Source organism: Arthrobacter arnarulunnguaqae (genome assembly GCF_051262515.1).
Lineage (GTDB): Bacteria > Actinomycetota > Actinomycetes > Actinomycetales > Micrococcaceae > Arthrobacter_N.
Map to the genome: position 1 here is coordinate 50,071 of NZ_JBIMER010000002.1, position 18,999 is coordinate 69,069.

Here is an 18,999-nt window from a genome sequence, read left to right on the forward strand (position 1 = left end):
GCACTTAAGCCATGTCCATGCCCCGTAAAACCGTCATTGTTGGACAAGGGTACGTTGGCCTTCCGGTGGCAATGCGCGCTGTCGAAGTCGGGCATAACGTAGTGGGAATCGATCTGGATGAGCGGCGAGTCGAGAGCCTGCGCTCCGGCATTTCTTTTGTCGATGATATTTCCAATGACAAATTGAAAAGTGCCATTTCCTCGGGTCGCTATGAAGTGACATCCGACTATGATGCCGCAGCATCATTCGGGTTTGCTGTCATTACGGTTCCAACGCCGTTGAGAGAAAGTATTCCCGACCTTTCGTTCATAGAGAGCGCTGCCCGTACGCTCGGTGAGCGACTGACTCAGGGAGCCACTGTCGTGCTCGAATCGACAACGTATCCGGGAACGACTCAAGAACTACTCGTTCCAATTTTAGAGAACGCTTCCGGCTTAGTTGCTGGGCGCGACTTCCATGTCGGATACAGCCCGGAAAGGATTGATCCAGGAAACAAGACTTGGGGTTTTGTGGAGACTCCGAAAGTGGTTTCAGGCATTGATCAGAACTCGCTTCGCGTGATTTCAACTTTCTACGCAGAGCTCGTAAACGAAGTCGTTCCGGTGAGCTCTCCGAAGGAAGCGGAATTGACGAAGCTGCTCGAAAACACATTCCGGCATGTCAATATCGCCTTGGTTAACGAATTGGCCCTATTCGCCAATCAACTAGGCGTTAACGTCTGGGAAGCAATTGATGCGGCTGCTACCAAGCCGTTCGGATTTATGAAATTCACACCCGGCCCTGGAGTGGGCGGACATTGTCTTCCTGTCGATCCGTCGTATCTTTCGTGGCAGGTACGTCGAAAACTGGGCCAGAATTTTCGTTTTGTCGAGTTGGCGAATGATATTAATGATCACATGCCGGACTATGTCGTCCAGCGACTTTCGAACCTGCTGAACAAGCGAAGGAAACCCCTGAATGGTTCAAACGTGTTGCTCATCGGGCTTGCATACAAAAAGAATACTGGCGACATACGGGAGTCGCCATCACTCCGTCTCATCGACCTGCTCAGGGATGCCGGCGCCAGATTGAGCGCTGTTGACAATCATGTTGAAGGCCACCGGTGGCCTTCGGGCGTGACTCGGATCAGTAGTGATGTAAACAGCGAGGCTTTTGACGTGGCCATTTTGCTGACGGACCACGATGACTTCGATCTAGAAAAGTTCTCTGGATCTACCGTGCCATTGCTGGATACACGCAATCGTCTACAGGGCGAGAATATCGAGCGGTTGTAATCTAATCTTCGTCGTTTTAGAGATACGTGTGAGCGGCAAGGACAATACCGACTCCACCTAAGAAGGGACACCACACACTTTGGTAGGAGAGGCGAGATCCGTCCGGTCGGTGGTATTCGCATTGTATTGGGATGCGGGGGAGCACTGTTCTATTCGCCGGGTAGCGTCAAAATGAGACGAATTACGGACAATATGGGACCACGGATTTCGACCGTTGCGGGCCTCCTGAGCAACATGTTGTTGCACAGCGGGATTCCACTCATAGCTATGCTCTTGCTCGCGCCTGGTGCCTTCGGTGCATTCTCCGTTTTGCTGTTGATGTTCGGCATTGGAAGTGCATTGACACTCTCCGTAGTGTCTGAGCCTTGGGCGCGCGGCGACGCCAGTGAGCGTGAGAAGCGCGAAGTGTCGAGGGCATATTACTCGCTACTTTGGCTTACGGCACTGACAGCAGCAGTCGTGGGCGCCCTATCGACTGTCATCACACCTGGGATGAGCGACCTTGGTGGATGGGCAGCACTTGGCTGTGGAGCCGCTACCTATCGGGTAGGTGCCAGGTACAAACTCGTGATGGAGCGTCACACTGCCAGAGCCCTCGTAGGGGATGTCACGGGAGTCGGCGCAGCAGCGATGGGACTCGTTCTCATGCTCTCCGACGGTGGTCAAGTTGCACTGAGCGACGTTGTCGTTGTTTGGGCTCTCGCGATGCTTGCGTCAACACTTTTGGATGCACGAATCCCGCGACTAACGACTGGATCCATAAGGCTATGGAGAGTCTCTTTTGGGAAGGATGTGCGAATACTGGTGATCGACTCCGCAATTACGGACCTCGGCGGGGTCGGAGCGCAACTGCTGCTCGCGCCCATACTTGGCATATCGGGATTCGGCATTTATCGAGCTATGTCTAACGCAGCGGCCCCGATTCGTCTGCTGATCGCGCCGCTGCGCCCACTTTTCGCGCGACGGGCAGCGGTAGATAGTTTAGTGGGCGTTTATGTTGGACTTGTTGTTGCGGTTTGCGTGGCGGTCGCCAGCCTGGTTTGGCTACTTCTAGGTATCGTCGCAAGTGAAGATTTGCGCGTTGGAACGCTCTCTGAGTTAGCGCAGTTCGCGCCGATCGTCGGCCTATTTGTGGGCGGTACATTGCTATTGCATGTTTATTCGGCGATCGGCCGAATCTCCCTTGAGGGGCATAGGATCCTCCGTGCTCGCGTGCTACAGACCGTCTCTATGGGCTTGTTACCTGTCCTCGCAGCGTTGAGCTTCGGTCTGTTTGCCGCGCTTTTGGCGGGTGCGGTTGCTATATGTGTTGCTGCCGTCATCTGGACGTTTGCTGTTCGAATGCGATGAAGACAACTACATGTGGGTGTGACGAAATTGATTGGAAGCGAGTTTTGAAATGATCCACTCAGAGAGACGTATGTGATGCATAGTGTCTAGCGATGTTCTAATGACACAAGGACTTTGGACGTTTCAGGGCGTTTGCACGGCACTTATCCTTATATTCCTTCAGATTCTGACGTGGTATTTTGCGTCAAATAAATTTGGGTCGAAGGTAGGCATTCCCATTGTCGTAGCGCTCATATCATCATGGGTTTGGATATTGGTAAAGGTCGCTAATGGGTTCCAGCTCGATGATGACGAACTCGTGTGGCACCTCCGCGGCGTTGAGGCTTTGTCATACCTCAATGGATCGTTGACGACTACGCTCGGCGATTTTGGCGGTAAGGACGGATATGTCTGGCTTCTTGGATGCCTCTACTACGTCGCAGGACCGACACCGCTGGTGCCAATACTTCTCAACGTATGGCTGTTCGCGTGGCTGCAAGTTCTTATTATGAAGCTATCGAAGCCAATGATTCCTGCAGTCGCTGTGGGAACCCACGCTCGCAGGGCGACCATAATGACGCTTGCCTTTATCTCTGCTTCACCGGTGGTTGTTTTCTGGGTTCCGACTGTGCTGCGCGAAGTTATTTGTTGGTTCCTGATTCTCGCTGCCGTCCACGGGGCGATGCGCGCCTGCCTCGAACACCGCCTACGACATCTGTGGATGACAGGACTGTCCGTAGCGTTGCTCTATTGGTTCAGGGACACAGTCGGGACTGGGGTAGGACTGGCACTTGTAGCAGGGGTACTTTTTGCTTGGCCGCGCTCGTCTTGGAGAAGGGCGTTCAGGTTTGTGTTTACTCTGGTGGCCGTAGGCGGCCTGATGCCCGTCTGGGCGTATATGAACGAGCGATTCGCCATCTCTGGGGACGAGATAACTGGTCAAAACGAGAGCCTGGCACGTGACGCGTCAACGGCTATAGCCTTGAATTCGACGAGTGGGACAAGTTTATATCTGGAACTACTTGCTAGGGCGATCGGTGGTCCGTTCCCGTGGGAATGGAATGCCAGCGGGGGCATGATTTTGTCCGTTCTTGGACTTGTAGTCTGGCTGGTAGTCCTAGTTCTGACGTTGCGATATCGTATTCCGCGATCGCGTGGGTCGCGCCGTAACGACGCGGTGCAGGTGGTGGCGATTCTTGGATTTGTTGCTTTGGTGCTTGTCATGATGGTCGCCATGACAGCGGGCAACTACGGCATTGTGACTCGCTTTAGGATGATGCCTACTATGGTTCTAGCGCCGCTGGCGATCGCAGGTTTGGCCTCATTGCTAACGGCGCGGAGTAATCGCAAGGGATCAGGCATCAAAGCCCCTAGGAGCAGTCATCAGATCCGAGACACCTAATAGCCGTGGACGTGACACCTTCAGAAAGGCAGAAAAACTAATCGGATTCGCAGAACGGTGCGTGGCGCATCTGCCTCAGCCGCTCGTGCGTCGCCTTCCCCATGTGGTGCGCTATTCGAACGGCCGACTCTCTCGCGTTGTGCGTTATTTGGGTCTACGACAGTGCGCAGTTTCTTGCGGACGCATAGTTGATATAAAAGGCGGCGTCCACCTTCATGGTGTAGAAAATATGAAGGTTGGGCACCGGGTGAGCATCCATCCGATGTGCTATATTGACGCGACTGGCGGCCTCGAGATAGGCAACGACGTTTCAATCGCGCATTCGACTTCGATCCTAACGACTAATCACAATTGGTCCTCAGTCGGCATACCGATTCGGGATCAGGCGGTGAGTTTAGCGCCAGTGTCCGTAGGCAACGATGTCTGGATAGGGGCTGGGGTGAGAATCTTAGCAGGCGTCTCAATCGGAACTGGTGCCATAATCGCTGCGGGCGCCGTGGTAACTAAAGATGTGGCACCGGGAACAATAGTTGCTGGTGTGCCTGCCTCGGTCGTAAAGGCGCGCTATTAGTTGCCAGTATTTGCAATTGGCTTACTTCAGTGGCTCATGGGGAGTCTGATGTGGCACGAAACTCTTGGTTGTTATTATGCGCCAGCCCACGGAGCACGGCTCGGCGAGTAAAGCGGACTGATGAGTATTAAGCCCCTAGTGAACTCGAAATCAGTTCTTCATGCTGGTGTTGTCTGAGCCCTGCTAAGCACAGGCAGACTTTGTGACAGGGTTCGGAGCCAGCGAATTGGACCGCATCCTAGCTACAGGAGAAACCAGCACTTACGAACCACCAAGGTTGACTATCCCGAAGAACAATGTCGAGTCGTTGGCCGAGGCTGCAGTTTTATGATGCGACCAATCCTTGCTGTGGATCGATCAATCTATAGCGGAGATCGGAGTTACAAATGGAGCCGCAAGACAAGCGCACAGTGCGGGCCACAATCCTGACCTTGGTCGTGCTCGTGCTCGTTGCGGGGATGATCGCGGGCACCTATGTGTTTTCACTCACCAGAAACTTCGACGCGAAGTCGGAGAAAATCACCGAGGCATTCCCCGCCGAGTCTGCGCGCCCCGAGGTGAAGAACAAGGCGGAGGACGCGGTCAACATCCTCCTGCTCGGCAGCGATTCGGGCGAGGGCTCCGGGGAGACTGAGAACCTGGCCGGCGTCCCCAACGCGGGGCGCTCGGACACCATGATGCTCGTTCACATCCCCGGTGACCGCGAGGGCGTCTACATTACGTCCATGATGCGGGATACCTGGGTGGACATCCCCGGCCGAGGGGAGCGCAAGCTCAACGCGGCCTATTCGTTCGGCGGGGTCCCGCTCACGGTGCAGACCATCGAAACGATGCTGGACACGCGCATCGACCATGTCGCGTCCGTGGACATGGAGGGCTTCAAGGGTCTGACGAACACGCTTGGCGGCGTCGACATCGACGTCCCCATCGCCTTCGAGCATAAGGGGATCAGTTTCACGGCCGGTCCGATGCACATGGACGGGGAAACGGCCCTGACATTCGTCCGCGAACGCTATGCCTTCGAGGACGGCGACTACCAGCGCGTTAAGAACCAGCAGCTGTTCCTCGACGCGGTCATGGGCAAGCTCCTGGCGCGGGACACCCTCACCAACCCCGGACGCGTCGCCTCCGTGGTCGACGAGCTCTCGCCCTACGTCGGCGTCGACGATTCCTTGAACGCCGTCACCCTGGGCCGGCTCGGGGTCGGCATGTCCAGCCTGCGCCAGGACGACGTGCACTTCTTCGCCCTCCCCACCGAGGGGGTCGGCCGCTCCGCCGACGGGCAGTCGATCGTCCTGCCGGACATCGCCGCGATCAACGACCTCGGGGAGGCGCTCTCTACGGACGAGGTCGCCGGATATGTGGAGTCCAACGGGCCGTAGCCGAGCGCGGGCGGGTAATGTTCACTTAGTGATGAGCACCACGGGGGGAACGGGGGCGGTCTGGCCGCACCTCGGCTTCGCCGTGGCGCTCGCGGCCAGCGTCCTGCTGGGGCGCTCCACCACGCTGGAGGGCACCGGGTTCGCCCTCATCTGGCCCGCAGCCGGGATCGGCGCCCTCTGGTACCTCTGGGCGGCCCGTGGCCGGGCCGGCCGCTACTGGGCCCTCGCCGGCATCGCCGCCGTCTCCGGGAGCCTCAACTACCTGACCGGCCTGCCGCCGCAGCGGGCCGCGCTGTTCGGCCTGGCGCTCGCCGTGCAGGCCGCCGTCGTCCACCTGCTCATGACGCGGGTCCAGGCCGGCCGGGACACCGGCGTCCGCTCGTTCTTCGTCACCCTGTCCGCCTCCGTGGCCGCGGCCGCCGTCGGCGCCGGGATGGTGACGGCCGCCCTCGTGCTGGTCGGCGGGGCCGACCCGCTGGTCGCGTTCTCCGCATGGCTGATCCGCAACGGCATCGGGATGTCCATGCTGGTCAGCTTCGGCCTGCTGCTGGCCCCGGGGAGCTTCCTGCCCGCGACCGAGGGCACGCCCGGGGACGCGCGGCGCGACTTCCTGCAATGGCACGCGCCGGTCCGCTCCCGGTCCTCGCGCGTCCTGGAGGCACTGGCGCTGACCCTTTCCACCGCCGTGGCCTGCCTGGTGGGGTACGTGCTCAACGCTGGGCTCCCGCTGTTCTTCATCACCCTCCCGTTCGGCTTCTGGGCCGCCATGCGCTTCCGGAGCCCGTGGGCGTACGCGCACGCCTTCACGGTCGGCGGCCTGCTCCTGACCGTCACCCTCTTCGGCGGGGGGCCGTTCAGCGGCCTGGCGCCCGCCACCGCCGCCTACGTGGCGCAGCTCTACGCCTTCGCCTCCTTCGTGGTCACCGCGCTGCTGGCGCTCCACCGCGACGAGACCACGCGCCTGCTCGCCGAACTCCAGCGCGCGGGGGAGGAGGCGCAGCAGTCCGCGCAGCTGCGCGACGTGGTCCTCTCAGGGATGAGCGAGGGGATCCTCGTGGCGGACGAATCCGGCGAATACATGCTGCAGAACGACGTGGCCCGGAAGATGCTGGCGGCCCTCGACACCGACCCGGACGACGGATCCGGGTACGCGCAGGTCTACGCCGCCACCGGGGAGCGGCTGACCCGCGAGCAGTTTCCCATGGCGCGCGCCCTGCGCGGGGAGACCGTGCTGGGCTACGAGGTCTCCCTGCACCTGGGGGGACGGGACCTGCGCCGCCTGCGCGTGGATGCGTTCCCCCTGGAGCTGCCCCGCGGGGACCGCCCCGGCGCGGTGGCCGTGGTCCGCGACGTCACCGACGACAACCGGCAGCGCGAACAGCTGAACCGCTTCGCGTCCGTGGTGGCCCACGACCTCAAGACGCCGCTGACCGTCTTCGATGGCTGGCTGGAGCTCCTGGAGGAGGAGGGCGGCAATGAGTCCGCGCGCACGCGGGCCGTGGCCAGCATGCAGAGCGCCAGCACCAAGATGAACCGGCTGATCAAGGACCTGCTCGCCTACAGTTCCGCCAAGGACGGCCAGCAGGACCCCACGGTGATCGACGTCGGGGCGCTGGCCTACGCGGTCGGGGAACCGCTCGTGGCGCTCGCCGAGCGGCGCGGCTCGGGAACCGTGGAGCTGGACATCACCGCGGAGGACCTGGTGTACGCGGACCGGAAGCGGCTGGAGCAGGTGCTCGCGAACCTGCTGGGCAACGCCGTGAAGTACGCCGACGCCGGGCGACCGCTGCGCATCACCGTGTCCTCGCGCCCGGACGACGACGGCGCGTGGGTGGTCGTCGAGGTCGCCGACAACGGCATCGGCATCCCGGAGGCCGAGCTGGGGGACATCTTCACCGAGTTCCGCCGCGCGTCCAACGGCTGGTCCCGCGCCGAGGGCAACGGACTGGGCCTGGCGATCTGCCGGCGGATCGTGGAGGCGCACGGCGGCACGATCTCCGCCCGCCGGGGCGACGGGCACGGGACGGTGTTCGCGTTCACGCTGCCCGCGGAGCCCGACGGCGACGACGCCGCCTGAGGCGCGCTACGCCGTCGGGCGCTGGTGTCCCTTGAGCGCGGGCTCGAGGTCGGTCGCCGGCACGGGGCGGCAGTAGTAGTACCCCTGGGCGCTCGCGAAGCCCATGCGCAGCAGCGCCTCGTGCTGCTCGGCGGTCTCGACGCCCTCCACGATGCACTCCAGCCCGCACGCGGTGATGAGCCCGGACACCGCGTTCACCAGGGCCACCTGACGGGCGTCCGCCGGGATGCCCTCGATGATCGAGCGGTCCAGCTTCACGCCGTCGACCGGGAGCTTGTTCAGGTAGCTGATGGAGGAGTACCCGGTGCCGAAGTCGTCGATGTTGGTGTGCACGCCCATGCGGGAGAGCGCCAGCAGGGAGTAGCGGTCCAGCGAGTCGCCGGAGAGCATGTTGTGTTCGGTGATCTCGATGCCCAGGCACGTGGCGGGCATCCGGTGGCGGCGCAGGGCGGCCCGGATCAGGTCCGGGAAGTCCAGCATGTGCAGCTCGGCCGGGGTGACGTTGATGTGGACCGTGAACGACTCGTCGACGAGCCCGCGCTCGCGCCACGCGGAGAGGTCCCCCAGAGCGGCCTCGAGGATCTGCGTGGTCAGGCGCGGCAGCAGGCGGCCCTCCTCCGCCAACTCCAGGAACTGGCCGGGCATGACCACCCCGCGCTCGGGGTGCCGCCAGCGGACCAGCGCCTCGGCGCCGATCCACGCGCCCGTGGGGATGTCCACGATCGGCTGGTACACCGGGTAGATCTGCTCGGTGCCCAGCGCGCCGCGGAGGTCCGTGAGCAGGACCGCGCGCTGCTGGCGCTCGTAGAGCATGAACGGCTCGAACTCCCGGACCTTGTCCCGGGTGAGCTGCTTGGCCACGTACATGGCCGTGTCCGCCTCCTGCAGCAGCATGTCGGCGTCGTGTGCCGTGGTGGCCTCCGCGATGCCCATGCTGGCGCCGGGGGAGACGGGGACGCCGGAGATGGTGGTCTCCGCGTTGATCAGCGCGATGAGCCGGCGGCCCAGCTCCAGCGGGCGCGGGGCCCCTTGGGGGAGGAGGACGGCGAACTCGTCGCCGCCGAGCCGGGCGATCAGGTCGCCGTCGCGCATGCCGGAGCGGAGGCGGTCCGCGACGAGGCAGAGCACGTCGTCTCCCGTGGAGTGCCCGTGGGTGTCGTTGATGTCCTTGAACGCGTCAAGGTCCAGCAGCATCAGGACCGGGGCGGGCTCGCCGCGGCGGTGCCGGTCCATGGCGTGCTCCAGCTGGCGCAGCAGCGCGGAGCGGTTGGCGAGGCCGGTGAGGGGATCGGAGAACGCGAGGACCTGCATCTTGTCCCGCGCCTCCTCCAGCAGCGTGGTGCGCTCGGCGACGCGCTGGTCCAGGTCCCGGTAGATGCGCGCGATCTCCGCGGCCATGGAGTTGATGCCCACGATGATGGCGTCGATCTCGTCCCGCCGGCCGCTGGGCTCCATGCCCGTCTCGAACTTGCCGTCGGCGATGCCGAGGATGGCCGCGACGATCCGTTCGATCCGGGAGTCGGCCTCCGGGGGCAGGGAAATGTCAGCCATGACCGCCGAGGTACTCGAACGCGGCCGCGCGCTCCTCGACGTACCGCATCTCGGCGGTGGCGCTCTCCGACGTCGCCGTCATGAAGAAACGCGCCAGCACGCGGTCCGCCGGGCCGAAGCCGAGGATCGCCACGCGGCCGAGGGAATCGAAGGTCCGGAAGGCCTCGGCGGCGAGCGGATCGACGCGCGTCAGCGAGGAGATGTCCACCAGGACGTGAACGGGCGCGTGCTCGAACAGGGTCGCCGCGCCGTGGGCCACCTGCTGGAGCAGGGCGGAGTTCAGGGCGCAGCCGGGCACGAAGGCCACCTCGAGGACGTTCTGCGGGTGTTTCCACAGGGTTGCGCATTTCGAGGCCCAGTCCGCGGCACCGCGCGGCGGTGCGGGGACCGCGTTGTGTGGATTGACGGTTTCGTTGTTCGTCACGGTTTCGCTCCCGCGGCCATCTGCTGGCGGGGCCAGTTCAGCAATGCCCATCGAAGTGCCTCCCAGCACGTTTCGTGCCGCCGGCCTGAGCGCCTGCCGACCCCTGGTGATCCATGGAATTCCCCCCGGAAAAGACGACCTCAACGCCTGTGTGGGCAATGAGCCTTAAGTGATTCGAGTCTAGACCAGAATCGTGAAACGCATGTGTTTGGGGTCACTGGAATTCAGGGTTCGGGCAGATCGCCGGGCACGTCGCCGGGCACGGCGTGTTCCATGCCGGCGGCCTCGACGACCGCGGAGGTGTTCCGGATGAAGACCACCAGCCAGGCGAAGACGATGCCGGCCGCGCCGAGCTCGAGCGCGGTGAGGTTGTAGTAGCGCAGCGGGTGCCAGAGCACGGCGGCGCCGGCGAGGGCGGCCACGGCGATGACGCTCAGCAGGTAGAACGCGCCCGGGAAGCCGGGGAGCCAGAGCGGAACCCCGAGCAGGAGGACCACCAGGATGAGCGCCAGCACGCGGACGAAGCCGGTGTGGATCGGCTCGAACGTGTTGACGGGAAAGAGCCCGATCCCGGCCATGCAGGCGCCGCTGGCGACGAGGCAGGCGCGGACCACGTTGGGCCGGGGGCGCAGGAACCGGCGCCGCGGGCGGCCGTTGCGTTCGTCGCGGACGTCCAGCAGCTCGGTCCACCGGCGCAGGTCGCGGGTGATGAAGGAGGACAGCGTCGTGAGGATGACGCCGGAGGTGGTGATGGTGGTGTTGAAGGTCCAGAAGGAGGTCACGCCCGCCTGGCCGGTGCCGAGCTCGCTGAACATGCTGTGCCACCAGAGCGGGTTCTCGGCGAGGAGCATGCTGATCAGCATGCCGGAGGCCATGAACACGGCGAGGAGGACCGACAGGGTGGCCGCGGTGATCCGCGCGCCCGAGGTGTAGGCGAAGTAGCCGGCCACCCCGGCGGAAACGGCCAGCATCGTGGAGCCCGCGACCGTGTCCACCGTGAGGCCGAAGAACGCCTGCTGGAAAAGCCGGAACAGCACAAGCGAGGTCATCACGGCGATCGAGGCGTGGACCACCAGGAGGGCCGCGACGTCCAGCATCTGCCGCGCCACGGGCCGGGCGCCCAGCCACAGGTGCACGGTGCGGACGTTCTGGACGTATCCGGCGACGAAGGAGAGTCCCGCCGCGGCGCCGCAGACCACGGACGCGTGGATGGCGACGGATCCGTCGCCGGCCAGCGGCGGCCGGTAGCCGTTGAAGGCGATCAGTCCCACGACCATGGCGGCCGAGCCCGTCAGGACGGCGGCCCATATGGAGCGCGATTCTATTTCGACGGCGTGGGACTGCGTCTCCGGCCGGTGCTCCGGGGGTCGCTGCACAATGCCTTCCTGTTCCGCGTTGACGTGGGGAGCCGGGCGGCGGCCCCGCCACGATTGTGCCACGGGGCCCCGGGGTGGTCGGTCAGCCTTTACGCGTCGGTGCAGAGGGAGCGGGCCCGTGCGATGCTTTCCAACGCGTTGGCCCGGTCGTGTTCGATGAGCGATGCCGCGTCGACGGAGCCCTCGAGGTTGCGGAGGAACTCCAGGAGCGTGGCGCCGTGCCGGTGGGCGGCGTCGTTGGCTGCGATGCCGCCCACCGCGGCGGCCAGTGCGCGGACGATCTCGGGGTCCTGTTGGCCGTAGGTGCGCACCGGGGTGAAGGTCTTGTCCAGGAGCTCGGCGAAGTCCGGGAGCGGCAGCGTGGCGCCGGTGCCGGACTCGGCGTCGATCCGGGAGACGGGGCCGCAGTCGCGGCGCAGCGCCCTGACCAGGACGGCCGAGGCGTGGCGGATGGCGTGGATCGCCGTGGTGGGATCGTTGGTGCCGGGGGACAGCGCCCGGGCGGCGACGTCCGCCAGCTGGGTGAGCGCGAGGGAGGTGTCCATCAGCTGGGTGCGTTCCGGGCCGAGCTGGACCGAGTCGTTGACCCGTGATGCGAGCCGGGCCGTCTCCTCCTCGGGCAGGTCGGGCCCGTCGGCGACCGCGAGGGTGGTTCCCTCCAGCACGTATTCCCCGGGCTGGGCCACGAAGTGGATGGTGCGGCCTAGTTCGGTTCCCACCGCCGCGACCTCGGCCAACTCGACCGAGGTGAGGAAGCCGCTGCCGTGCGAGCGGATGAGGACCTTGGGTTGGTCCGGCAGCTTCCGCGTGGCGCCGGAGCCGGCCGGCGGGTAGTGCCGTTCGATGGCGGCGATGCCGTTTTTCCGGAGCTGGTCGAGGATGTTTTCGGCGCGGATCTCGCGGGCGAGGTGGGCCAGGAACAGCACCAGGGCGGCGATGCTGCCGAGCCCCAGGACGAAGGCGAAGGTCACGGCGAGGTGTGGGACGAATTCGTCGCCCGTGTCCGGGGACCGCACGGTGCGCAGGACCACGATGGCGTATGTGAACGTGCCGAGGAAAGCGGCCAGCGTCCAGTGGACCACGCGGTCCGAGGAGAACGTCCGGAGCATGCGGGGCGTGTACTGGCTGCTGGCCAGCTGGAGCGTGACCACCGTCAGGGAGAAGGTCAGCGACGTGACGGTCATGATGCTGGTGGCGATCGTGGTCAGGAGGCTACGCGCGGCGTCGGCGCCTCCGCCGACGGTGAGCGTCGCCCATGGTTCCGCGGGGTCGCCCAGCATGCCGTCGAGCCACGGCAGGAGGACGCCCGCAACGATCCCGACGGCCACGGCAAGCAGGGGGAGTGGCCACAGTTCGTGCCGCAGGGCGTCGCGGATCCGCAGCCAGGAGCCCCTCACCGGTCTGCCCGGCCCGGCCGTGGTGCATGCATCTGGATCTCGCTTTCCTCAGGCGGCGGGTTCGTCCAAACTATCCGGTGAGCCGCTGGATACGGTTCGCCGTGGCACGTTTCGCCGGGGCGTCGTCGGGCCTTACGGTGTCGAGGACCTCGGCCCACAGGTGGTAAGCGGGAACCAAGTGCGCGGCGTTCGGGTCCGCCAACCCCGACAGCGCGTCCGCTAGGATCCGGTCCGCCTCCTCGGGGCGCTCCCGGGCGACGTTCCAGCGGGCATTCGTGACCGCCAGCCCCACGCGGTCCACTTCCGTCGCATCCATGACCTCGTGGGCCAGGCTGGCCCTCTCGATGCAGTCGCGCGTCTGTTCGATGGCGATTCCGGCGCGGAGCTGGAGGTCGGCGGACGCCTTGTTGAATCTCGCCCACAGGGGAATGTCGTTGGCAGGGGACAAGAGTTCCGCGGCCTGCGCGTGGTAGCTGAGCCCGTCCTGGACGCTTCCCACCATGAAGGCCACGTTGCCCAGGGTCCAGAAGCCCTTGCCGGCGGACTGGTTGTCCATGGATTCCAGAAGGCAGGCCAAGTCCATGTGGTGCCGCCAGGCCTCGTGTGCCCGGTCCGCCTCCACGAGCCCGGCGATGAGGGTCTGGAGCACCTCGGCGCGGAGCGCGTCGTGGCCCGGCAGCGCGCCGGTCAGCGCCAGCGCCTCGTCGGCCGTGGCGATGGCCGCCGATTCCTGGCCGAGGCACCGTTCGGCGATCGAACGCAATATCAGACTGCGAACCTGGAGCACGGCATCCTGACGGGCGGCGGGGAGGGAAAGCATCCCATCCGCCACCTCACGGAGTTCGGCATAGGCGTCCATCGCCAAATGGGCATCCGCGACCTCGAACGTGAATTGCCACAGCGCGCGCTCGTTGTCAGCCTTGCGAGCGGCCGCGACGCCCCCGCGGGCGAACTGGAGGGTAACCGACCGGTTCCCGGCGGCTTTTGCCCGGCGCACGGCGGATTCGTAGCCGTGGAGGTCGGGTGTGGACGCGTGCGGGAGCATACTGACAAGTATGCGGCACCGGCTTCCTCCACCCCACGAGCCACCCGCGTCAAAGCGCGCAGTATTATTTCCTCGTTCCACTTCCGCATCATTGGCAACAGGTGCCATACTCACATCGGGGCATCCTTCCGGGCCGGACCCCGCACCACATTGGCCCGGACCACCAACACCGTTTGCCCAGGGGGAACCATGAAGAAGTACATGATGAAGGCGGCCGCAGCGCTGGCCATCACCGCAGCAGCGACTCTGGCCATCGGTGGAGCTGTCGTTGCCGACAGCACCGACGCGACCGCCGCCGGAAACTGGCCGTACTCCAGCACGGACGCCGGCAACTGGCCGTACTAGACCACGGACCAGCCGACCATCGGCTAGAGGCGGCCGCCATCCCCACGGGATGGCGGCCGCTTGACTTAGCGCCGGGTGAAAGAATGGTGTGGTGACTTCACAGACCGAGCCAGCGAACGACGTCGGACTCCCCGTCGACCCACAGGCCGCACCGCGGTGGGAAAAGCGCGCGGAGATCGACCTCTCCGCGATCCGCCACAACGTCCGCCAAGTGGCCGAACTCGCCGCACCCGCCCGGGTCATGGCCGTGCTCAAGGCGGACGCCTACGGCCACGGTACGCTGCCCGTTGCCCGCGCCGCCCTCGAAGGCGGGGCCACGTGGCTCGGATTCGCCCACGTGAGCGAGGCGCTCGCCGTCCGCGACGCCGGCATCGAGGCGCCAGCACTCGCCTGGCTGCACACGCCGGACACCGACTTCGCCGCGGCCATCGCCCGCAACATCGATCTCGGCGTCTCCGGGTGGGAACTGGACATCGTCGCGGCGGCCGCCAAAAGCGCCGAGCGCCCCGCGCGCGTCCACCTCAAGATCGACACCGGCCTGGGCCGCAACGGCTGCACGCCGGAGAAGTGGGAGGACCTGCTCGACGCCGCCATGGCCCACCAGGAGGACGGGCTGCTGCGCATCGTCGGCGTGTTCACGCACCTGGCCGTCGCGGACGAGCCCGACCGCCCCGAGACAGACGAGCAGCTCGAGGCGTTCCGCTCCGCCGTCGCGCTGGCCGAAAACGCCGGGTTCGACCTCGAGGTCCGGCACGCCGCGAACACCCCCGCGATCCTGTCCCGACCCGACGCGCACTTCGACCTGGTGCGGCTTGGGCTGGGGATGTACGGGCTGAGCCCGTTCCGCGACCAGACGTCGGAGGACCTGAACCTGCGCCCGGCCATGCGGCTGATGGCCCGGGTGGCCAACGCCAAGCGCGTGCCCGCCGGGCAGGGAGTCTCCTACGGGCTGACGTACCGGACGCCGTCGGCCGGGGTGCTGGCCCTGGTCCCGCTCGGCTACGCGGATGGCGTCCCACGCTCCGCCGTGGACGCCCCCGTGGCGATCTCGGGGCACATCGCGCGGACCAGCGGCCGGGTGGCCATGGACCAGTTCGTCGTGGACCTGGGCCCGGACGCCGACGCCGACACGCTGGTCGGGACCGAGGCCGTGCTGTTCGGCGGCGACGGCCCGTCCGCGACGGACTGGGCCGAGGCCGCGGGGACCATCAACTACGAGATCGTCACCCGCGTCTCCCCGCGCGTGCCGCGGCACTACATCGAGGGCAGCTGGGGCCAGGCCGGTGAGTGAGGTCCCCGCGGCCGAGGCCCCGGTGTGGACGGCGGAACTGGCGGCCGTCGACGCCGAATCCACCCAAGCGCTGGCCGCACGGCTCGGCGCGGCGCTGCGGGCGGGCGACCTGCTGGTGCTCAGCGGCGAGCTCGGGGCCGGGAAGACGACGTTCACGCAGGGGCTGGGGATGGGACTGGGCGTGCGCCCGGGGATCATCTCCCCGACGTTCGTGCTGGTGCGCATCCACCCCTCGCTCGCCGACGGGCCGGAGCTGGTGCACGTGGACGCCTACCGGCTCGCGACCGCCGCCGAACTGGACGACATCGACCTGGAGTCCACGCTGGCCACGTCCGTCACGGTGGTGGAGTGGGGCCGCGGCAAGGTGGAGCACCTGGCCGAATCGCGCCTGGAGGTCTCGCTGGAGCGGGCCGTCGGGGCCGACGCCGGGGAAGAGCTGGTGTTCGACTTCGACGACACGGGCGCCGACGAGCCCCGGACGGTGCGGATCGCCGCGTTCGGACCGCGCTGGGTGGGCGCGGGGGCTTCTAGGACGGGACCGGATGGTTCCGGAAACTCTTCGCGAGGGGCTATTGGCTCCCACTAGGGGTTTCCCGGCGACGGGGCGTGGGGCGGACGGGTGGCCGGGGATTGCGTCCCGTGCGGCGTGTTTACGCGGGGATTTCGGGCCTATCCTTGATCTCAGCAGACACATCGGCACCCCAAGCCACGCTTTCCCCACCCCCAAGCAGGAGATATCATGCGCCGCATCGCCGCCGCCCTCGCACTACTCGCCGTTGCCCCGCTGACGCTGGCCGGAGCCGCGCAAGCCAACACCACCTGCGAGGTGTACTCCGGGGGCGGATGGCTGACCGCGCCTTGCCCCACGAGCACCTCCGCGCCGGCCTCGCCGACGTCCTCCGCCCCGACGTCGTCGGCGCCGACCTCCGCCGCGCCCACGTCGGAAGCGCCGGCCCGGCTCGCGGTGGAGCGCATCGCCGGAATCGACCGCTACGCGACCGCGGCGGCGATCAGCGCGGCGCACTTCGCGCCCGGCGTCGCCGCCGTGTATTTGGCCAACGGCAACGGGATCGACGCGCTGGCCGCGGGCCCCGCGGTGGACGGACCCATCCTGACCGTCCCCGCCAGCGGGACGCTCCCGGCGGCCGTCGCGGCAGAGCTTGCGCGCCTGGACCCGGGCAAGGTCGTTGTCCTCGGCGGCACCATGTCCGTCGGCGACGCCATGGTGGAGCAGGCGGTGGACGCGGCCGCGCGCTGACCCGGATTCCCGCCGTCCGGTAGCATGGCGGCCACGCAGGCGGACGGCTGGAGGCGCGATGGCGGGCAAGCGGGGATGGATGGCGGCCGGCGTCGTTGCCGTGTTGCTGCTCGCCGCCGTCGTCGTGGTGTGGGGCGGAACGCGCGCGGTCGGACCGGCGCCCGCCGGGCAGAACGTCACGTTCGCCGCCGTCGGTGACTCCCTGACCGAGGCCGACAGCCCGGACTTCGCCGCCGGCCGGATCGGCGAGCAGTCGTGGATCCTGCACGCGGAGGCCGCCGGCCTGGACTTCGCCGGCGGCTGGGCGCGCTGGGGAGCACCGACCTCGCTGATGGCCGCGAACGTCCGTCCCGTGGACGCCGACGTGCTGGTGGTGCTGGCCGGGACCAACGACGTGGCCCGCGGGGTGCCGTTCGCGAAGACCGCGGCCAACATCGCCTCGATCGTCGCCGCGGCCGGCCCGGAGCGGGTGGTCGTCTCGGCCGTTCCGCCGGTGGACGGCACCGCGGGACCCGGCGCGCCCGACGCCTACGCGGACTTCAACGCAAGGCTCGAGGACTTCGTGCGCGACCGCGGCTGGGAATGGACCGACGCCGCGGCCGGCCTGCGCGACGGCGGACGGTTCCGTCCCGGCATGTCCTACGACGGCGTCCACCCGACCGAGGCCGGGGCGAAGGTGTTGGGGGAGGCGTTGGCCGAGGCGATCCTGCGGCCCCGGTGAAACGCCCCCGGTGAGGCGCCGCTAGCGGAACTTCCGGCCGAGCGCGGCCACGGTCCAGCCGGCGTCTTCCCACTCGTCGTGGGGCAGCACGTTGCGCCCGTCGATGATTCGCCTTCCGGCCACACCAGCCAGATCGTCCGGCTGCAAGGCGCGGAACTCCTTCCACTCCGTCAGAAGCAGGACCAGCTCGGCACCCTCAGTCGCCGCCTGGGTGGAGCCGACGTAGAGCAGGCGGGGGAAGCGGCGCTTCGCGTTGGCGTTCGCCTCCGGGTCGTACACCACCACGTCCGCGCCCTGGTTGTAGAGCTGGCCGGCGATGTCCAGCGCGGGGGAGTCGCGGACGTCGTCGCTGTCCGGCTTGAAGGCCACGCCCAGCACGGCGATCCGCTTGTTGGCCACCGAGTTGTCCAGGATCTGGTGCGCCAGCGTGACCACGCGGCCGCGGCGGCGGAGGTTGATGTCGTCGATGTCGTCCAGGAAGCCCATGGTGCGGTGCAGGCCCAGCTCGCTGGTCCGCGCCTGCAGCGCCCGGATGTCCTTGGGCAGGCAGCCGCCGCCGAAGCCGACGCCCGCGTTGAGGAACTTGCGGCCGATGCGCTCGTCGTAGCCGATGGCGTCCGCCAGCGTGCGGATGTCGCCGCCGACCGTCTCGGTGATCTCCGAGAAGGCGTTGATGAAAGAGATCTTCGTGGCCAGGAACGCGTTGGCGGCCACCTTGACCAGCTCGGCGGTCTCGAAGTCGGTGACCACCAGCGGGGTGTCCCGCCCCATGGCCGAGGCGTAGACCTCGCGGAGCGTCGCCTCCGCGCGCTCGGATTCGACGCCAATCACGAGGCGGTCCGGGGTCAGCGTGTCCTTGACGGCGAAGCCCTCGCGCAGGAACTCCGGGTTCCACGCGAGTTCCAGGTCCACGCCCGGCTGCGCGTTTTCGGTCAGCAGATCCTTCAGCCGGCGGGCCGTGCCGACCGGAACCGTCGACTTCCCCACGACGAGGGCGTCCCTGGTGATGTGCCGGGCGAGGCTCGTGACGGCCGCGTCCACGTAGCGCAGGTCCGCGCCGCCGTCCTCCGAGCGCTGCGGTGTGCCGACGCCGATGAAGTGGACGTCCGCCCACGCGCCGACCTCCTCGTAGGAGGTGGTGAAGCGCAGTTTGCCGGATGCGACGTGCTTGACCAGAAGCTCCGGCAGGCCGGGTTCGTGGAACGGGAGCTTGCCCTCGGAAAGCCGGGCGATCTTGACGGGATCGACGTCCAGCCCCACGACGTCGAAACCCAATTCGGCCATGCAGGCCGCGTGCGTCGCGCCCAGGTAGCCGGTGCCGATCACTGAAATCTTCGGGGACATGCTGTTTCTGATCCTTTGGTTCTGTGGCTGGGCCGGCGGGGCCCCGGGAAACACTATCTGCGCCCGGTGATGGCCGGACGTGGGATGGGTGAACTCCCGGCGTCGATTCTATGCCGGTAGCACTGCCAGCTCTAAAGTACGGCGGCGGGAAAGGGTCATGATCCTGACACGTGTAGGAACACCCGCGCCCTGGCGCGGGCCGGGCGGCCGGC

At 66.3% G+C, this 18,999-nt stretch carries 17 protein-coding genes; 11 read left to right on the forward strand and 6 right to left on the reverse strand.

The window, feature by feature from the left end; genetic code table 11:
* Positions 1–17: 17 nt before the first annotated feature.
* From ACHAAJ_RS02410 to ACHAAJ_RS02435, 6 genes are all read left to right on the forward strand, one after another.
* A complete protein-coding gene (locus ACHAAJ_RS02410) occupies positions 18–1,274 on the forward strand; it encodes a nucleotide sugar dehydrogenase (protein ID WP_435726267.1) in 1,257 nt (418 codons plus the stop codon).
* Positions 1,275–2,078: 804 nt separating this feature from the next.
* Positions 2,079–2,624, forward strand: coding sequence for a hypothetical protein (locus ACHAAJ_RS02415; RefSeq protein WP_435726268.1), 546 nt, complete (start codon positions 2,079–2,081; stop codon positions 2,622–2,624).
* A gap of 100 nt (positions 2,625–2,724) precedes the next feature.
* A complete protein-coding gene (locus tag ACHAAJ_RS02420) occupies positions 2,725–4,005 on the forward strand; it encodes a hypothetical protein (RefSeq protein WP_435726269.1) in 1,281 nt (426 codons plus the stop codon).
* A 262-nt stretch (positions 4,006–4,267) separates the two neighbouring features.
* Positions 4,268–4,576 carry an acyltransferase gene (locus tag ACHAAJ_RS02425; protein ID WP_435726586.1) on the forward strand — a complete coding sequence of 103 codons (309 nt, stop codon included), beginning with the start codon at positions 4,268–4,270 and terminating at the stop codon, positions 4,574–4,576.
* Positions 4,577–4,962: 386 nt separating this feature from the next.
* Complete coding sequence (locus ACHAAJ_RS02430) at positions 4,963–5,958, forward strand: LCP family protein (RefSeq protein ID WP_435726270.1); 996 nt, start codon at positions 4,963–4,965, stop codon at positions 5,956–5,958.
* 31 nt (positions 5,959–5,989) lie between these two features.
* Positions 5,990–8,035 carry a sensor histidine kinase gene (locus ACHAAJ_RS02435; protein ID WP_435726271.1) on the forward strand — a complete coding sequence of 682 codons (2,046 nt, stop codon included), beginning with the start codon at positions 5,990–5,992 and terminating at the stop codon, positions 8,033–8,035.
* A 6-nt stretch (positions 8,036–8,041) separates the two neighbouring features.
* Here ACHAAJ_RS02435 and ACHAAJ_RS02440 read toward each other — a convergent pair whose 3' ends face one another.
* From ACHAAJ_RS02440 to ACHAAJ_RS02460, 5 genes are all read right to left on the reverse strand, one after another.
* Positions 8,042–9,586, reverse strand: coding sequence for a putative bifunctional diguanylate cyclase/phosphodiesterase (locus ACHAAJ_RS02440; RefSeq protein WP_435726272.1), 1,545 nt, complete (start codon positions 9,584–9,586; stop codon positions 8,042–8,044).
* Positions 9,579–10,010, reverse strand: coding sequence for a hypothetical protein (locus ACHAAJ_RS02445; protein WP_435726273.1), 432 nt, complete (start codon positions 10,008–10,010; stop codon positions 9,579–9,581). The genes ACHAAJ_RS02440 and ACHAAJ_RS02445 overlap by 8 nt, the downstream gene beginning before the upstream one ends.
* A gap of 224 nt (positions 10,011–10,234) precedes the next feature.
* Complete coding sequence (locus tag ACHAAJ_RS02450; protein WP_435726274.1) at positions 10,235–11,386, reverse strand: DUF998 domain-containing protein; 1,152 nt, start codon at positions 11,384–11,386, stop codon at positions 10,235–10,237.
* Between the two features lie 89 nt (positions 11,387–11,475).
* A complete protein-coding gene (locus ACHAAJ_RS02455) occupies positions 11,476–12,783 on the reverse strand; it encodes a DUF2254 domain-containing protein (protein ID WP_435726275.1) in 1,308 nt (435 codons plus the stop codon).
* Between the two features lie 70 nt (positions 12,784–12,853).
* Positions 12,854–13,828: a hypothetical protein gene (locus tag ACHAAJ_RS02460; protein WP_435726276.1), complete on the reverse strand. Its 975-nt coding sequence runs from the start codon at positions 13,826–13,828 to the stop codon at positions 12,854–12,856.
* Between the two features lie 189 nt (positions 13,829–14,017).
* Here ACHAAJ_RS02460 and ACHAAJ_RS02465 point away from each other — a divergent pair, with 189 nt between their 5' ends.
* The 5 genes from ACHAAJ_RS02465 (at position 14,018) to ACHAAJ_RS02485 (ending at position 17,443) form a co-directional block, all read left to right on the forward strand.
* A complete protein-coding gene (locus ACHAAJ_RS02465) occupies positions 14,018–14,173 on the forward strand; it encodes a hypothetical protein (protein WP_435726277.1) in 156 nt (51 codons plus the stop codon).
* A gap of 91 nt (positions 14,174–14,264) precedes the next feature.
* Positions 14,265–15,464 (forward strand): alanine racemase, encoded by a 1,200-nt coding sequence (alr, locus tag ACHAAJ_RS02470; RefSeq protein ID WP_435726278.1) that lies wholly within the window; start codon positions 14,265–14,267, stop codon positions 15,462–15,464.
* A complete protein-coding gene (tsaE, locus tag ACHAAJ_RS02475) occupies positions 15,457–16,050 on the forward strand; it encodes a tRNA (adenosine(37)-N6)-threonylcarbamoyltransferase complex ATPase subunit type 1 TsaE (RefSeq protein WP_435726279.1) in 594 nt (197 codons plus the stop codon). Before alr ends, tsaE begins: the two co-directional genes overlap by 8 nt.
* A 153-nt stretch (positions 16,051–16,203) precedes the next feature.
* Positions 16,204–16,722 carry a cell wall-binding repeat-containing protein gene (locus tag ACHAAJ_RS02480; protein WP_435726280.1) on the forward strand — a complete coding sequence of 173 codons (519 nt, stop codon included), beginning with the start codon at positions 16,204–16,206 and terminating at the stop codon, positions 16,720–16,722.
* Positions 16,723–16,780: 58 nt separating this feature from the next.
* Complete coding sequence (locus ACHAAJ_RS02485) at positions 16,781–17,443, forward strand: SGNH/GDSL hydrolase family protein (protein WP_435726281.1); 663 nt, start codon at positions 16,781–16,783, stop codon at positions 17,441–17,443.
* Positions 17,444–17,464: 21 nt separating this feature from the next.
* On the opposite strand, the gene ACHAAJ_RS02490 is transcribed toward ACHAAJ_RS02485, so the two are convergent.
* On the reverse strand, positions 17,465–18,787 hold the full coding sequence (locus tag ACHAAJ_RS02490; RefSeq protein ID WP_435726282.1) for a UDP-glucose dehydrogenase family protein: 1,323 nt from the start codon (positions 18,785–18,787) through the stop codon (positions 17,465–17,467).
* Positions 18,788–18,999: the final 212 nt, after the last annotated feature.

Excerpts from the sequence above, each read along its gene's own strand:
- ACHAAJ_RS02410 (WP_435726267.1), top strand. The coding sequence starts at position 18 with ATGCCCCGTAAAACCGTCATTGTTGGACAAGGGTACGTTGGCCTTCCG.
- ACHAAJ_RS02420 (WP_435726269.1), top strand. The coding sequence starts at position 2,725 with ATGACACAAGGACTTTGGACGTTTCAGGGCGTTTGCACGGCACTTATC.
- ACHAAJ_RS02425 (WP_435726586.1), top strand. The coding sequence starts at position 4,268 with ATGTGCTATATTGACGCGACTGGCGGCCTCGAGATAGGCAACGACGTT.
- ACHAAJ_RS02430 (WP_435726270.1), top strand. The coding sequence starts at position 4,963 with ATGGAGCCGCAAGACAAGCGCACAGTGCGGGCCACAATCCTGACCTTG.
- ACHAAJ_RS02435 (WP_435726271.1), top strand. The coding sequence starts at position 5,990 with ATGAGCACCACGGGGGGAACGGGGGCGGTCTGGCCGCACCTCGGCTTC.
- ACHAAJ_RS02440 (WP_435726272.1), bottom strand. The coding sequence starts at position 9,586 with ATGGCTGACATTTCCCTGCCCCCGGAGGCCGACTCCCGGATCGAACGG.
- ACHAAJ_RS02460 (WP_435726276.1), bottom strand. The coding sequence starts at position 13,828 with ATGCTCCCGCACGCGTCCACACCCGACCTCCACGGCTACGAATCCGCC.
- ACHAAJ_RS02465 (WP_435726277.1), top strand. The coding sequence starts at position 14,018 with ATGAAGAAGTACATGATGAAGGCGGCCGCAGCGCTGGCCATCACCGCA.
- ACHAAJ_RS02480 (WP_435726280.1), top strand. The coding sequence starts at position 16,204 with ATGCGCCGCATCGCCGCCGCCCTCGCACTACTCGCCGTTGCCCCGCTG.
- ACHAAJ_RS02485 (WP_435726281.1), top strand. The coding sequence starts at position 16,781 with ATGGCGGGCAAGCGGGGATGGATGGCGGCCGGCGTCGTTGCCGTGTTG.
- ACHAAJ_RS02490 (WP_435726282.1), bottom strand. The coding sequence starts at position 18,787 with ATGTCCCCGAAGATTTCAGTGATCGGCACCGGCTACCTGGGCGCGACG.